Origin of the sequence: Robertmurraya mesotrionivorans (genome assembly GCF_050971805.1) — a bacterium.
Lineage (GTDB): Bacteria > Bacillota > Bacilli > Bacillales > Cytobacillaceae > Robertmurraya_A.
Genome location: NZ_JBPCCH010000007.1, coordinates 200,692 through 216,116, shown reverse-complemented (window position 1 = coordinate 216,116; position 15,425 = coordinate 200,692). Strand labels below are relative to the sequence as shown.

The following is a 15,425-nucleotide window of genomic DNA, read 5'->3' as shown; positions in this document are numbered from 1 at the left end:
TGAACTAACAAGGGAACTCCTAAATACTGGAGTCCCCTCGTTTATATTAAAAATCAACATTATTGTTTAACATAGCTAAAATTTAAAAAAGCGCAGTCTTCATATTAGTGAAGTCTGCGCTTTTTATAAGCATTAAAAGAAATCAGGAAAAAATGGACGTAATCTTGGAATTTTCCTTTCTAGCTTCTTTATATCATCTAAGCTTCCTGTAATTTCGCCAAGGTGATACAACTCTTCAGCAGTTTTGTATCCTAACAAAAGCGTAGACAATGTTCCTATGCCCATTTGCAACCCTACCTTAGGTGGATGAGCACAGACACTTCCTTCTTTCTCCTTGTAAGCAGTTATAGAATCATCGCCAAGTAAATACGAACCAACATTCCATGTACAGTATTCATCATTCACATGAATAAATACCTTTTCACCAGTTGACTGAAAAGAGTAGGATTTTAGGAACTCTTCTACATTAACAATTCTAGCCATAAAATATGGGTGGACATCAGTCTTTTGTTTTGGTTGTTTTAGATAGTACGGGAATAAGTCATGAGTCGAAGTGGTTACTACTACCTTATCTAGCATGGAGTCATGTTGACAGATAAAATTCCACAGACCAATCGCTGCCTGATGAGTACCAGTAATGATTTCAATGACTTCCAACTCTTTATTTTTCACTGAATATACGAGGTAACCTTCGTACTCACCATTGTCATTCACATATGCAGCCATATGATCCTCGCTGTATACATGGTCGTTCCACCATTCTTGTGTACGAACAAGCATACCACTATGAGATGATGCAAAGGACTCATATACTTTTTCAATTTGTCCTCTTTCATGCTCAGGAATGTCCCTTAAAACTTTCCCTTGGCAGGAAGGCAACATAACCAAATCTTTTTTCTCAATCGTTACTTTTTTGTTATCTGTAAAAATACCCCAACCAAATCTACGGTAAAAGTGAACATCAAAAGGGTGGAGAAAGGAGATGTATTGCTGTTTCTGATTCATATGTTTTAATGCGTCAGTAATGAGTTGTTTCACATAGCCGTGTCGACGGTATTCTGGATACGTTGAAACTCCAGCAATGCCTCCCATTTGAAACTTTTGATCATTTATATAAATATAAAATGGGATTATATGTAATTTTGCAACAAGCTTTTGTTCATCTTTGACTGCAAGAATATCGTGTGATTTTAACATTTGTTTTCTTTTAGGTATATCTTCCTCGTTTACCTTGTATTGAAAAGCATACATTGACAATTTCATGGCTTCTTCATAATCTTTTTCTGTTAACACAACAAATTCCATCATTCCCACCCCTTATCACAACTTCTGTATAACTTATTCAAAAAAAAGCGCCACAATTACTTGTAGCGCTTTTTTGCTTCATTAGATCCCTAGGATTGCTTTGATGACTGAAGTAGTTTCTCCTCCATGGTAAAAAACGTATAATAGCAGGTAAACCACTACTCCTGTAATAGCTGTAAAAAACCACACAATGCTTGTGATTGGTCCAAGTTTTCTATGCTTTTCTAGTTGCTTTTTATAGCCTGTATACAACGAAATGATCCCTAATACTGCTCCAACAGTCGCCAACGTAATATGGAAGATCAAAAAGATTGTATAGTAAATTTTAATATCATCTGGTCCACCAAACGCTGTGTTACCAATAAAAATAGTTCGGCTAGCATAGATGATAAAGAAGATAATAGCAAATATAGCTGCTAAAAACATCGTTTTTTGATGGGCCTGTATTTTACGTTGCTTGATTTGCCACCATCCAATGGCAACAGTTAAACCACTTAGCACAATAAAAGTTGTACTAATAGTAGGTAAAATAGGTAATGTGAACTCCATTTGTTTCTCCTCTTAATAACTTATTTTATTTAGTAGGTTCTGGTTGAAAGCTGGTTTGACTTGTAGGTAACTCATCAATCGTTTGTTCCTTTTTGAACCAAGCAAAGAACACCTGTGCTAAGATCACTCCGTACACAACCTCTTGGATTACTTTCATTAACACTCCGCCCGTTTGTTGATCCTCAAGAAGTGACATCGAATTAAACATCTCTGGCCCACTTAAATTTAAAGAAGCTAGTGTCGTTGATGGAACGCATAATTCAAGTGCGCTTGCCCATGCGTTGGGATCAGAAAAAGTAGAATACATCGGTGTATCTGCAAAGATAATTAATGCACATGCTGGAGTTAACAAAATTCCATCAGCAAAAATATAACCTACCTTTTTTAACCCGTTTAATGTTTCATACTCTTCTAACTCGTTCACTAGTGGCCACCACATACAAATCGCTAATAAAAATAATACCGAAGTATAGATAGCGTGCAACCACATATCTGTTTTTACAATATCAAAAATATTAGGAACGTGGTAAAAAGAGAACACTCCATTAAAAAGAATAAGTGCAATTAGAGGTTTTGTGAAAAATGCAAACAATGGTTTAATGATTGGTCTAGATAGTACAGATCTCCAAATCCATGGAGGAATTCCATAAATAAATAGAATAGGAATCACTAAGTATAGAATTGCCATCTGGATCATATGAACATAAAACATTATATGCCCCAGCAAATCAATGGGAGAACCCTTCACCACATACAAGAGTATCATAGCTGAAGCAAAGCTGATCCATTGTTTTCTCGTTAATGCTTCAGATTGTTGAAAAAGAGTTCGGTACTTCGTAGTTAAGAGAAAATAGCTAGCTAAAATCACAAGTAAAAGGATAAGGAAAAATGGACTCCATAATGCCCTAAAACCAAATATATCAAGCGACAATGACGATCACCTCGTTATTTTTAAGTCAGTTATATTATACCTGATTTGTAATGAATACTACAATGAATGAGGTTTTCCTTTATTTAGTGCAAAAAAGAAAATCGGCTCAAGAGGCCGATTTTCTTTCACTCAATTACCACCAAATAATGGTCATAAAAGCTAATATTGTTATTAACCCAACTAATAAACCTGAATATAGGAAAAGCGCTGGTGCTTCATGTCCCTTATGACTCATATGCATGAAGTAATATAATTGAAAGACTACTTGCACGACAGCTAGCAAAAGAATGAAAGGAACGATAAACCATGTCGAAAAATCACCATAGCCTACAGCAATAAATGCTACAAAAGTCAAAAAGATCATCATAGAAAATGATACGATTTGATAGCGCATTTCCTCTGCACTTTTCTTTTTACGATATTCAATGTCTACTCTAGGGTTACCTGAATGTGTTTGTTCACTTCCCATCAGTTTATCCCACCATTCCCATTAAATATACTACCGTGAAGATAAATACCCACACTACGTCAATAAAGTGCCAGTAAAGACTTGCAACATAAAACTTTGGAGCATTGTACAAATCTAACCCACGCTTTGCATTTCTCACCATTAAAGTGACAATCCATAGAAGACCGAAAGCAACGTGACCTCCGTGGAATCCAACAAGCGTATAAAAAGCAGATCCAAATGCACTACTTGTAAATGTATGATGAAACTCATGTACATAGTGATTGAACTCGTAAATTTCAAGAAGCAAGAATGCAAGTCCTAGCAGCACTGTTAAACCTAACCATAGCTGCATCTTTTTGAAATTGAAGTTTTTCATATGGTACATTGCATATACACTTGTTAACGAACTAGTTAAAAGTAACATCGTTGCCACAAATACGAGTGGCAATTCAAAAAGATCCTTTGCTAGTGCGTGTTCAGCATTCGGAACCTTATCCTTTAATGCTAAGTAAGTTGCAAAAAGTGATGCAAAGAGAACAGTCTCTCCGCCTAGAAATAACCAAAAACCTAAAAATTTATTTTTTCCTTCAAGGGTTTGCTTTTCAGGTGCGGCAGGCCATGTTTCAGCAGTAAACTTATCTTCTACATGCATTATGCCTTCCCCCCCTTATCATCATCATTTAATAGATCTTCCTTGTGAATATGGAAGCCATGGTCATCCTTAACAGAACGCACGAACATTGATAATAACGTAATGCCCATTCCTGCGATAAGAACCATTACACCCCAATTATAATCTTCACGGTAAAGTGCACCAAACGCGGCTACAAATAATCCAAGTGAAATCATAAATGGGTTAAATGAATTGTTTGGCATATGGATGTCACCAAGCGGCTCAGCAGGTGTCATACCCTTTTTGCCTTCCATTTTTTCAATCCATAGTGGATCTAATCCACGAACAAGCGGAAGCTGTTTAAAGTTATAGAAAGGTGGTGGTGATGGAATTGCCCACTCAAGTGTACGTCCATCTTCCCATGGATCATTTCCAACCTTTTGATTTTTCACGCTTGTGATCACAATGTTAATTAACAGAATTAATGTAGCAATCGCCATAAAGAATGCACCAATCGTACTGATTAAGTTCCCAGCATCCAAACCTTGGTTAGGTAAGAATGTGAAGATACGTCTTGGCATCCCCATTAATCCTAGGAAATGCTGAATAAAGAATGTTAAGTGGAATCCAATTAAGAATAACCAGAAAGTGATCTTCCCTAATGTTTCGTTTAACATTGTTCCAAACATTTTTGGCCAATAGAAATGAGTCGCTGCTAAAAGGCCAAATACAACTCCACCAACGATAACATAGTGGAAATGGGCAACTACGAAATAAGAATCATGGTATTGGTAGTCAGCTGCTGCTGAAGCAAGCATAACCCCTGTTACCCCTCCACCTACGAAAGATGGAATAAATGCTACTGCATAAAGCATAGGTGTTGTGAACTTGATGCTTCCTCCCCACATCGTGAAGAGCCAGTTAAAGATTTTAATACCCGTTGGAACAGCAATTGCCATTGTTGCAACGGCAAAGATTGCATTAGCAATTGGACCTAATCCAGTTGTGAACATATGGTGAGCCCAAACCATGAATCCTAAAAATCCAATTAGAACTGTAGCGAACACCATAGATGAGTATCCGAATAGACGTTTTCTCGAAAAAGTAGCAAAAATTTCCGAGAAAATACCGAAAGCCGGTAATACTAAAATATAAACCTCTGGATGTCCGAAGATCCAGAATAAATGCTCCCAAATGACGGTATTTCCTCCATTTGCAACATCAAAGAAGTTTGAACCGAACATACGGTCAAAAATCAGCAAGAACAGTCCCACGGTAAGTGGAGGAAAAGCAAATAGGATAAGTGCTGATGCCACGAATGTAGACCATGTAAACAATGGCATTCTCATATAAGTCATCCCAGGTGCACGCATATTGATAATCGTAACAAGGAAGTTAATCCCCCCCATTAACGTACCCGCACCAGAGATCTGTAATCCTAATGCATAAAAATCAATCCCGTGCCCTTCAGATGCCATCGATAGAGATGCATATGAAGTCCAACCAGCATCTGGTGCACCACCTAAGAACCAAGATAGGTTTAAGAAGATACCACCAAAAAAGAATAACCAGAAGCCAAGTGCATTTACAAATGGAAACGCAACGTCACGTGCTCCGATTTGTAGTGGCATGATGGCATTCATAAAACCAAATAACAGTGGCATGGCTGCTAAGAAAATCATTGTTGTTCCATGCATTGTTAAAATCTCGTTATATAATCCAGCGCTTACAAAATCATTGTTTGGTACTGCAAGCTGGATACGAATAAACATTGCTTCTAGACCACCTAAAACGAAGAAAAGTCCACCAGCAATTAAGTAAAGGATAGCGATCTTTTTATGGTCTACTGTAGTTAAGTAATCCCAAACAGTCGCTCCGAACCCCTTTTTCTGAGCATAGGTACTCACAATTCTACCTCCCTTTTAACAAAGTCCCCTATTAATCCTGTACCTTTAAGTTCATTAAGTATTCTGCTACAGCATCTAATTCTTCTGGAGTTAATTTGTTGTATGCATTTGTCATTTTGTTCCCTGGCTTATACGCCTCAGGATCAGAAATCCAGTTTTTAAGTTCCTCTTCTGAATGGTCTAATACCCCTGCAATACGAGATCTTTCACCAAAGTTTGTTAAATTTGGTCCTAGACGTGCAGCTTCTGGAGCACCGGTTGCTGGTGTCACAGCATGACAGCCAATACAGCTGTTATTAAAGACTTCTTGACCTTGTTGTGCTAGAGGCGTTTCAGCCGATTCAGGTTCCTTGACAGATTGCATATCAGCAACCCATTGGTCAAACTCATCTGGTGAAATCGCTTTAACTTTAAAGTCCATTAGAGCGTGAGAAGGTCCGCAAAGCTCCGCACATTTCCCGTAAAATAAATCTCCAGCCTCGTTTGCTTTTTGTTCATCGAATTGCAAATAAAATCTGTTCACGTTGTCAGTGTTTGTATCCATTTTCCCACCAACAGCAGGAATCCAGAAAGAGTGCTTTACATCAGATGCCTTTAAGTTAAAGTACACCTTTTGTCCTGTAGGAACAACTAGGTCCTGACTTGTAATAATTTCTTCGTTTGGATACTCAAATTCCCACCAATAAAGGTTAGCGCGGACATTAATTACTAGTGCATCCGTTTTACCCTCTTCATTTTTCTTATCCATCTCTGATACATCCGCAAACTTAAATGTAGAAGCTACTGTTGGAACAGCAAGAATAAGAAGTAGAATAATTGGGATAACAGTCCAAATGATTTCTAGCTTATGACTACCTTCCACCTGTTTTGGAATGTTATTATCCCTGCGGCGGAATTTTACAACCACGATCGCGAAGATCAAGGTTACGACGATAATTACCCCTACCATTATCGCCACGGATAACATCATTAAATCAAATTGCTCTTTAGCAACCTCACCGGCTGGCTGTAGCGTTGACAAGAACGGTTCACCACATCCGGAAAGCAGTAGCGTTATGATTGCAAATATTGAAATCATTCGCCATTTCGCAAGCCTTTTCATAGCTTAATCAAACCCCTCTTTCGTAAAATATTTCTTCCCTGAAATGTTTGATCAGTAAAAAAATTTATAGACAACCTTTCCCTCAGACAGGAGGGAAAGGTTTTTCTAACAAACATATTTTATATTAGTGTGACAATTACCATAGCTACAAAAAGAATAGTTAGATATTGTAGTGAATAGACAAACATGATCTTTGCCCATTTCATATCGTCCTTTTTCTTATAGCCATATAAACCAGTAACTAACCATCCAACATTTAATGCTGACGCTAAAATTAGGAATGGTATCCCTAAGCTAGTCAGTAAGAATGGAAGCGGCAACAACGCAACAATCCATAAAATGATATGCTTTTTTGTTGTTTCGAATCCTTTTACAACTGGTAACATAGGAATGCTAGCAGCTCTATATTCTTCTACCCTTCTCATCGCTAGTGCATAAAAATGAGGTGGTTGCCATGCAAACATAATTAAGAATAAACTCCATGCCATGATACTCAAATCTCCATCAACCGCTGACCAACCAATCAGTGGTGGTACGGCACCCGATATACTTCCTATGATGGTATTTGAAACAAGTTGGCGTTTAGACCACATCGTATAAAGTACAACATAGCTAAACACTCCTACAAGTCCAATAACAACAGCTGTTATTGTTGTTAACGCAAGAAAAATAGTACCTATTGTAATAAGGGTTAACCCCATTATAATTACTTTTCGTGGCTGAATGTTTCCCGTTACTGTTGGTCTATCCTTTGTGCGTTCCATTAGAGGATCAATATCTCTATCAATGTAGTTATTTATGGCACAGGATCCTGCTATAATGAGCGAAGATCCAATTAACGTATAAAAAACAATATCTAGATTTGATAAGAAGCTTTTCTCTCCAAAGTGAAGCGCTAACCAAAGTCCAGTAAAGGTAGTAATTAAGTTGGAGTTTACGATACCAATTTTAATCAAAGCAAGGAAATCCTTCCATGCATTTGTCTTTGGTATCTCAATGCCGTTATCATCACCGTTTATCGTTGCTTCACTTATTGATCTTGAACCCGCCATTTCCTCTCCTCCTTTCCCTGTACACAAATCTGGTCTCACGACACTACAATAACTATAGTACATTATTAGCTTTAACGCTATATTGTAATGAAAAACGGCTATCACTGATTTTAGTCAATATTCTGCCAATAGTTTTCATTATCTTAATAGTGGAAATAATGTTAAATATTTGTGTAGAAAAATAACATTTCCTCAATCTATTAAATCATACTTCGCTCCATTTTTGTGAACTTTTTTTGAATTATTTTTGAATTATTTGTGTCCTGTTTTGTTTCGTAAAACAGGACATTTACTTTGTTAAAATAACATTTTCGCAGTTGATCGATTGCATAATTCCTTTAAAACAAACTCTAATATGTATTCCTACCATCCGTAGAATTATATTTTAAAAACAACCTATTAGTTTCCAATTCACTCATAGTGTTAAATACACAATATATATTGTAAAAACTCGGTAGATTGTGTAGTATCAAAAATGCAGTATTTCTCATATTAACTTCTATTTTTTTTACTACTAATTCGTTATGATAAAGATATATTAAAATGTGGTTATTATTATACTGTTCATTATACATGTCAATAGAAACTTATGACAAATTTATGAACTTGGATGAGAAGGTGATTTTTTTGAACAGAGCCTTGAAATGGTTTTCTGTCCTTACAACGATTGGTATGTTATTCATCCTATTAGGAGGAGCTCTTGTTACAAAAACAGAGTCTGGAATGGGTTGTGGTCGTTCTTGGCCTTTATGTAATGGTCAACTTATCCCAACTGACATATCACTTGAGTTAATTATTGAACTTGCTCACCGTGTTGTTTCTGGCGTTGTCGGCTTAATGGTATTGGTATTATCCATATGGTCTTGGAAAACGATTGGTCATATCCGTGAGACAAAATTTTTATCAGCATTATCTTTTTTCTTCCTCGTATTACAAGGATTAATCGGTGCTGCCGCTGTTGTTTGGGGACAATCAGATTTTGTACTAGCTTTACATTTTGGTATCTCTTTGATTTCATTCGCTGCTGTCTTACTTTTAACACTCCTTATTTTTGAGATAGACAAGCGTTTTGAAGCTCATAAATTAATCATTGATTCACGTTTGCGTAAGCACATTATCGGAGTTAGCGTATACAGTTATGTAGTCGTTTACACTGGCGCTCTAGTGAGGCATGTGAATGCTAGCCTAGTATGTAGAGACTGGCCATTCTGTTTGAATAACACAATAGGCTTACCCACTAATTTTTATGAATGGGTACAGATGGGGCACAGATTTGCAGCTGGGTTAATTTTTCTTTGGATTGGCTACATTACTCTATTAGCTTATAAACATTACAAACATGAGAAGGTTATTGTTTGGGGTTGGACGATAGCGTTTATTCTAGTTTCACTCCAAGTAATGACTGGAGCCTTAATCGTTTTTACTCGACTTAACTTAACGGTCGCCTTAGCTCACGCATTTTTTATCTCTTGCTTATTCGGGGTATTAAGCTATTTTATCCTTCTCGTTACTCGAAGTAAAAAGAATCAGATTGCTCTTAACAAAAAAAATGATCACGCACTATAAAAAAAGGTGTTGCACTGATGTGCAACACCTTTTTTCTGTTTATTTCTGTAACTCGATTAGTAGGTCACCTGTTTGAATTGCTTCACCATTTGATACATAAATATCTTTAACAAAGCCTGAGAACGGAGCTTGAACCGTCGTTTCCATTTTCATAGCTTCTGTAATCATCAAGTGATCACCTTTTTCGACCTTTTCGTCTTTAGAAACTAACACTTTAATCACTGTTCCTGGCATTGAAGCACCGATATGAGTTTCTTTCTTCGGATCAGCTTTAATCTTAGTGGCAACAGTGGACTTAATACTTTCGTCCTTAATGACAACCTCTCTCGGCTGTCCATTTAACTCAAAGTAAACGATACGAGTACCATCAGCTTGAGGCTGACCAATAGAGATAAGCTTCACGATTAATGTTTTACCTGTTTCAATTTCGACTTCTATTTCCTCTCCTAGTCTCATCCCGTATAGGAAAGTAGGTGTATCTAACACCGAAATATCGCCAAACTGCTCAACCATAGCCGTATAGTCTTTAAATACCTTTGGATATAATGCATAAGCAATGGCATCAAAGCTCGTTACAGGTCTTCCTAATTCTTTGAATAACTTTTCTTTTAAAGCTGTAAAATCAACATCCTCTAACAGTTCTCCAGGTCTTACCGTGATTGGCTCTCGACCCTTTAAGATCACTTTTTGAAGTTCTTCTGGGAAGCCTCCAACAGGCTGTCCTAAGTATCCTTCAAATAATTCTACAACCGAATTAGGGAAATCGAGACTATCTCCTTTAGAAAGGACATCCTCTTCCGTTAGGTCGTTTTGAACCATATACAACGCCATATCACCTACGACTTTTGAAGACGGAGTAACTTTAACGATATCACCAAACATATGATTTACTCGCGCATACATTTCCTTCACATCTTCCCACTGGTCAGCAAGGCCAACTGCCTTAGCTTGTTGTTGAAGATTGCTATATTGACCACCTGGCATTTCGTGCTGATACACTTCTGTATGAGGTGACATCATTCCACTTTCGAAATCGTGGTAATACTTTCTCACATCTTCCCAGTAGTAAGAAAGCTGTTCTAACGCTTTAATATCTACCTTCGGCTTACGATCATTGCCTTCAAGTGCATAGTACAATGTATTTGCACTTGGCTGTGATGTTAATCCTGCCATTGTACTTAATGCTGTATCTACAATATCTACACCAGCCTCAATGGCTTTTGCATACGTAAATATTCCATTTCCACTTGTGTCATGAGTGTGTAGGTGAATCGGAATATCAATGGTTTCTTTTAATTCAGAAATTAATTGATATGCAGCTTGTGGCTTTAATAACCCTGCCATATCCTTAATAGCTAAAATATGCGCACCTTGATTTTGGAGTTCTTTAGCCAAATCCTTATAGTAGTTTAAGTTATACTTCGGTCTTGATGTATCAAGGATATCTCCTGTATAACAAATGGCTGCTTCAGCTATTTTCCCCGTATCTCTTACGGCTTGAATAGCTACTTCCATTCCTTTAACCCAGTTCAGACTATCAAAAATACGGAATACGTCGATACCTGCATAAGCAGATTTCTCCACAAACTCTCGAATCACATTATCTGGATAATTTTTATAACCAACAGCATTTGAAGCTCTTAGTAGCATTTGGAATAATACATTTGGAATCTGCTTTCTTAAAGTTAAAAGTCTATCCCATGGATCTTCCTTTAAGAAATTGTACGCAACATCAAACGTTGCTCCACCCCACATCTCCAAAGAAAACATATCAGGTAGTAATAACGATGTCGGCTCTGCGATATGCTTTAAATCTGTCGTACGAACACGAGTAGCAAGTAACGATTGATGAGCATCTCTGAACGTAGTGTCTGTTAAAAGAACCTCTGGTTGCTCCTTTATCCACTTTACTAAGCCTTCTGCTCCTCTTTCATCAAGTATTTGCTTTGTTCCACTTTGAACACTTAATGAATCTGTTACTGGGATTCTTGGCTTATCAAAAACAGGCTTTTTCTTTTTCTCAATTCCTGGGAATCCGTTAATGGTTACATTCCCAATGTAAGAGAGCATTTTTGTACCTCTGTCTTTACGGACCGGGAACATAAATAACTCAGGCGAAGAATCAATAAATGACGTGTCATAGTTTCCACTACGGAAGTTTTTATGTTTTACTACATTCTCCAAGAATGGAATATTTGTTTTGATCCCACGAATACGGAATTCTTGTAGGTTTCTTACCATTTTCGAACAAGCCTGTTCATACGTTAGAGCATGAGTCGAAAGTTTAACAAGTAAGGAGTCATAATATGGTGTAATGATTGCTCCTTGGAATCCGTTCCCTGCATCCAATCTGACACCAAAGCCACCACCTGAACGGTAAGTCATTAATCTTCCTGTATCAGGCATGAAATTATTCAACGGATCTTCCGTCGTGACACGAGATTGAATTGCATATCCCATAATACGAATATCTTCTTGCTTAGGGATACCTATCGTTTCATCATGTAGCTCATGTCCTTCTGCAACCATTATTTGTGTTTGAACAATATCAACACCTGTGATCATCTCAGTAATGGTATGCTCAACTTGTACGCGCGGGTTTACTTCAATAAAGTAAAATTCGTCTCCTGAAACAAGGAATTCTACTGTTCCAGCATTTAAATAATCTACATTTTTCATTAAATCAACAGCTGCTAAACAGATTCTATCTCTAAGATCTTCTGAAATAGAGATACATGGTGCAACCTCTACTACCTTTTGATGACGACGTTGTACCGAGCAATCTCTTTCAAATAGATGGATAATATTACCAAACTCATCCCCAATAATTTGAACCTCAATATGCTTTGGCTTTTCAATATACTTTTCTACGTATACCTCATCATTCCCGAATGCCGCTTTTGCTTCAGACTTTGCTCTCTCGTAAGCTTCCTTTACTTCTTCTAGGTGCCTAACGATACGCATACCTCTTCCACCACCACCAAGTGATGCTTTAATGATGATTGGATAGTGATACTCTTTTCCAAAAGCAATAACTTCCTCTAAGCTATTTACTGGACCATCGCTACCAGGAATAACAGGAATCTTTGCTGCTTGGGCTTGCGTTCTAGCTTTTACTTTGTCTCCAAACATGTCAAGATGCCTTGATTTTGGGCCAATAAAGATAATCCCTTCTTCTTCACATCTTCTAGCAAAATGAATGTTTTCTGAAAGAAATCCATAACCAGGGTGAATAGCATCCACATCGCTATGTTTGGCAATGCTAATGATCCCTTCAATGTCTAAATAAGCATCAATCGGTTTTTTACCCTCTCCGACGAGATATGCTTCATCGGCTTTATAACGATGATATGCACCAGAATCTTCTTTTGAATATATAGCAACTGTTCGTATATTAAGCTCTGTACAAGCTCTAAACACACGTATAGCTATTTCTCCTCGGTTTGCAACTAATACCTTATTAATCTTTCTTTGCAAGTAAAACACCCCATTCTGTATATTTATACTATATTGTATTTATAAAAAGCGCTTGGTCAAGTAACCAAGAGCGCTTATTTTTTTATTTGAACGCCTTCAAAACGGTTATTAGGAGGAATCGTTTCTACTTTCTTATCATTTGTTTCCTTAAACTTTTTCTCATAATTAACGAACATAGAAACATTCACTAAGATGCCCATAGCAATGGAGAGTTGCAGAATAGATGAGCCTCCATAACTAATAAACGGCAATGGAACTCCTGTTAACGGAATGACTCCCGAAACACCTGCTAAGTTTACAAATGATTGTATACCTACCATCCCGGAGATACCGATTGCTAGCAAACTACCAAAAGCATCCTTTCCTTTTAAACCAATGTAAATTCCTTTTAGGACGATAAAACCTAAGCCGAATAATACAAATGCAACTCCAAATATTCCAAGTTCCTCGGATATTACAGCCATTATAAAATCCGTATGAGGCTCAGGTAAATACCCTAATTTTTGGACACTTTGTCCCAATCCTAGACCTTTAATGCCACCAGCACCTAAAGCAAGGAACGAATTAACCATATGATAGCCTTCCTTTTGGGCTATCTCTTCTGCAAAAGGATTAATAAACGCTTCAAACCTTCCGACACGTACAGAGGAAAATATTTTATCCTTAAATAAAATTAGCAGTGGGATAGATGGAATCGCACCCAACATAATTAATTTGCCTATATTTTTTAAATTCATTCCAGACGAAAGGATGATCACACCTGAAATAGCTACTATTAGTGCAGCTGTTCCAAAGTCAGGCTGAAGTGCAATTAAAAAACAAGCAATGATGATAAAAGCAAGAGGTGGCAGTACACCATGATTAAACTGATTGATATATGATTGTTTCTTTGCATACACTGCTGATAAGTAAACAATAGCACTTACCTTTACAAATTCAGAGGGTTGTAGGCTTAGTGGACCTATCTTATACCAACTCTGAGCATTTCCCGCGGAATGACCGAATGGAAATATAAAAATAAGTAATGCAAAAGAAAATAACACAACTGGAATTAAAAAGCGATTGCTAAGCATAATTTTGTAAGGAAATACAGAAAAGAAAAGAAATAAAACAGCGCCAACAATTAAAAATAGTTTTTGACGATCATAATAATGATCACTTTCATATCCATACCTTTGAATAGCTGTAACCATACTTGAGCTATATATCATAACTAGTCCAAATATCGATAACAATACCACAACTAGGATCAACGAATAATCATATGATTTTAATATTTTTTTAAACATGTAACCCTCTTCCCCATCTTCTAAGTCGTAATATGTATTATATTATAACATTGAATTTCCTGCATTTGATGTGAAGAAAAGTACAACTGAAAATTTGTTATTATCATAATAATAACAAATTTTCAGAAAAAATACTTTATAAAAAAACTCAAACAGTCTCTCTCGAGAAAGTTTGAGCTTTCGAAAGTACGTTATTTTCTTTGCGATGCTTCATGAAGGGCTGATAGTTCTCTTTCTAATTCTCCTAAAATCGCCTTACCTTCTTTTTCTTCAATCAAGCCAAGGCGAACAGCAAAATCTATTTCACGAGATAGACCAAACATTTGTGTATCCAAAACCTCTTCATATAACGGACACTGAGGCATCGTTAAGTTATCCATTTGTACTTTAATTAACTTTAGAATTTTATCAGCGTCAGCCTTTAATAAGGCATTTGCTCTTTCTTTATGATCTAAAACCATGTCAGACGCCAACTTAGTCCCCCCGTTTCCGAGCGTTTATCCTATCTATAAATTTTATACGTTTAAGAGGAAAATTGCAAGGATAATCAGGAGAACCCGTAGAAAGATTCAGGAAATTTTGAATATCCTCCAAAAATGACTTTTAATCTCTTTAAGTCTATACTAAAGATACAAAGGGGGAACTGTTATGGAAAATATTATACCAATCCAAGGGAAAGTAAATTTTACAATCACCTTAGACCCTGGAGTATGGATCTTTGACGATCGTCGAGTAGATTTAACTACCTATTTTGAAGGAAGTCAAAAAGAAGTAGATGATTTAGAAGAATATAAAAAAAGCATGTCCAAGCATTGGGACCGTGAAATAATGGAGGGAGCTGTTTTTCCTCCCACTTTAAAGACGGAGAAAAAATTTGAAAAAGAAAAAGTTCTAACGGGGACATTTGGGATGCCGCTGAAGCCATTTTTAAAAAATGCAGAGATTAATGATAATGCAAAAAACTTAACACTCGTGACCACAGATGGCGAGGTATCTATGCCACTAGAAGTAGGACAAGAATTAATTTTGGGTTTTTCAAAGGAAGGTAAGCCATTAACAGAAGATGGACCCGTCTATGCCTTTTACGGAGATGGCTCTAATAAGCATCAGCCAATAAAAAATATCCGTGCGGTAGCTATCGAATAAAAGAAGGGCCAACCTTCTTTTATTCGATAGCTTGTTA

General features: G+C 36.9%; 13 protein-coding genes. 2 read left to right on the top strand and 11 right to left on the bottom strand.

Translation table 11 applies throughout. The annotated features are described in order from the left end of the window. Window positions 1-132: 132 nt before the first annotated feature. The 8 genes from ACRX5O_RS13860 to cyoE all read right to left on the bottom strand — a co-directional run bounded on the left by ACRX5O_RS13860 (window position 133) and on the right by cyoE (window position 7,910). Window positions 133-1,305: a GNAT family N-acetyltransferase gene (locus ACRX5O_RS13860; RefSeq protein WP_433906483.1), complete on the bottom strand. Its 1,173-nt coding sequence runs from the start codon at window positions 1,303-1,305 to the stop codon at window positions 133-135. An 81-nt stretch (window positions 1,306-1,386) separates the two neighbouring features. Next, on the bottom strand, window positions 1,387-1,854 hold the full coding sequence (locus ACRX5O_RS13855; RefSeq protein WP_433906482.1) for a DUF420 domain-containing protein: 468 nt from the start codon (window positions 1,852-1,854) through the stop codon (window positions 1,387-1,389). Between the two features lie 25 nt (window positions 1,855-1,879). Beyond that, complete coding sequence (ctaG, locus tag ACRX5O_RS13850) at window positions 1,880-2,785, bottom strand: cytochrome c oxidase assembly factor CtaG (protein ID WP_433906481.1); 906 nt, start codon at window positions 2,783-2,785, stop codon at window positions 1,880-1,882. 133 nt (window positions 2,786-2,918) lie between these two features. After that, on the bottom strand, window positions 2,919-3,254 hold the full coding sequence (ctaF, locus tag ACRX5O_RS13845) for a cytochrome c oxidase subunit IVB (protein ID WP_433906480.1): 336 nt from the start codon (window positions 3,252-3,254) through the stop codon (window positions 2,919-2,921). 4 nt (window positions 3,255-3,258) lie between these two features. Next, on the bottom strand, window positions 3,259-3,888 hold the full coding sequence (locus ACRX5O_RS13840) for a cytochrome (ubi)quinol oxidase subunit III (RefSeq protein ID WP_119707413.1): 630 nt from the start codon (window positions 3,886-3,888) through the stop codon (window positions 3,259-3,261). Next, complete coding sequence (gene ctaD / locus ACRX5O_RS13835; RefSeq protein WP_433906479.1) at window positions 3,888-5,756, bottom strand: cytochrome c oxidase subunit I; 1,869 nt, start codon at window positions 5,754-5,756, stop codon at window positions 3,888-3,890. The genes ACRX5O_RS13840 and ctaD overlap by 1 nt, the downstream gene beginning before the upstream one ends. A 31-nt stretch (window positions 5,757-5,787) precedes the next feature. Further along, window positions 5,788-6,858, bottom strand: coding sequence for a cytochrome c oxidase subunit II (coxB, locus tag ACRX5O_RS13830; RefSeq protein ID WP_433906478.1), 1,071 nt, complete (start codon window positions 6,856-6,858; stop codon window positions 5,788-5,790). Window positions 6,859-6,977: 119 nt separating this feature from the next. Continuing rightward, window positions 6,978-7,910 carry a heme o synthase gene (gene cyoE, locus ACRX5O_RS13825; RefSeq protein ID WP_119707410.1) on the bottom strand — a complete coding sequence of 311 codons (933 nt, stop codon included), beginning with the start codon at window positions 7,908-7,910 and terminating at the stop codon, window positions 6,978-6,980. 627 nt (window positions 7,911-8,537) lie between these two features. On the opposite strand from cyoE, the gene ACRX5O_RS13820 reads away from it, so the two are divergent. Then, complete coding sequence (locus ACRX5O_RS13820) at window positions 8,538-9,476, top strand: COX15/CtaA family protein (protein WP_433906477.1); 939 nt, start codon at window positions 8,538-8,540, stop codon at window positions 9,474-9,476. A 39-nt stretch (window positions 9,477-9,515) separates the two neighbouring features. Here ACRX5O_RS13820 and pyc read toward each other — a convergent pair whose 3' ends face one another. From pyc to ACRX5O_RS13805, 3 genes are all read right to left on the bottom strand, one after another. Next, on the bottom strand, window positions 9,516-12,953 hold the full coding sequence (gene pyc, locus ACRX5O_RS13815; RefSeq protein ID WP_433906476.1) for a pyruvate carboxylase: 3,438 nt from the start codon (window positions 12,951-12,953) through the stop codon (window positions 9,516-9,518). A 74-nt stretch (window positions 12,954-13,027) separates the two neighbouring features. Next, window positions 13,028-14,242 (bottom strand): FtsW/RodA/SpoVE family cell cycle protein, encoded by a 1,215-nt coding sequence (locus ACRX5O_RS13810; RefSeq protein ID WP_433906475.1) that lies wholly within the window; start codon window positions 14,240-14,242, stop codon window positions 13,028-13,030. 191 nt (window positions 14,243-14,433) lie between these two features. Further along, entirely contained in the window at window positions 14,434-14,703 is a 270-nt protein-coding gene (locus ACRX5O_RS13805; RefSeq protein ID WP_377057867.1) for an Fpa/YlaN family protein, read from the bottom strand. A gap of 187 nt (window positions 14,704-14,890) precedes the next feature. Here ACRX5O_RS13805 and ACRX5O_RS13800 point away from each other — a divergent pair, with 187 nt between their 5' ends. Next, the gene (locus tag ACRX5O_RS13800) at window positions 14,891-15,388 is read left to right on the top strand and encodes a peptidyl-prolyl cis-trans isomerase (protein ID WP_433906474.1); all 498 of its coding nucleotides are present in this window, start codon (window positions 14,891-14,893) and stop codon (window positions 15,386-15,388) included. Window positions 15,389-15,425 lie beyond the last annotated feature (37 nt).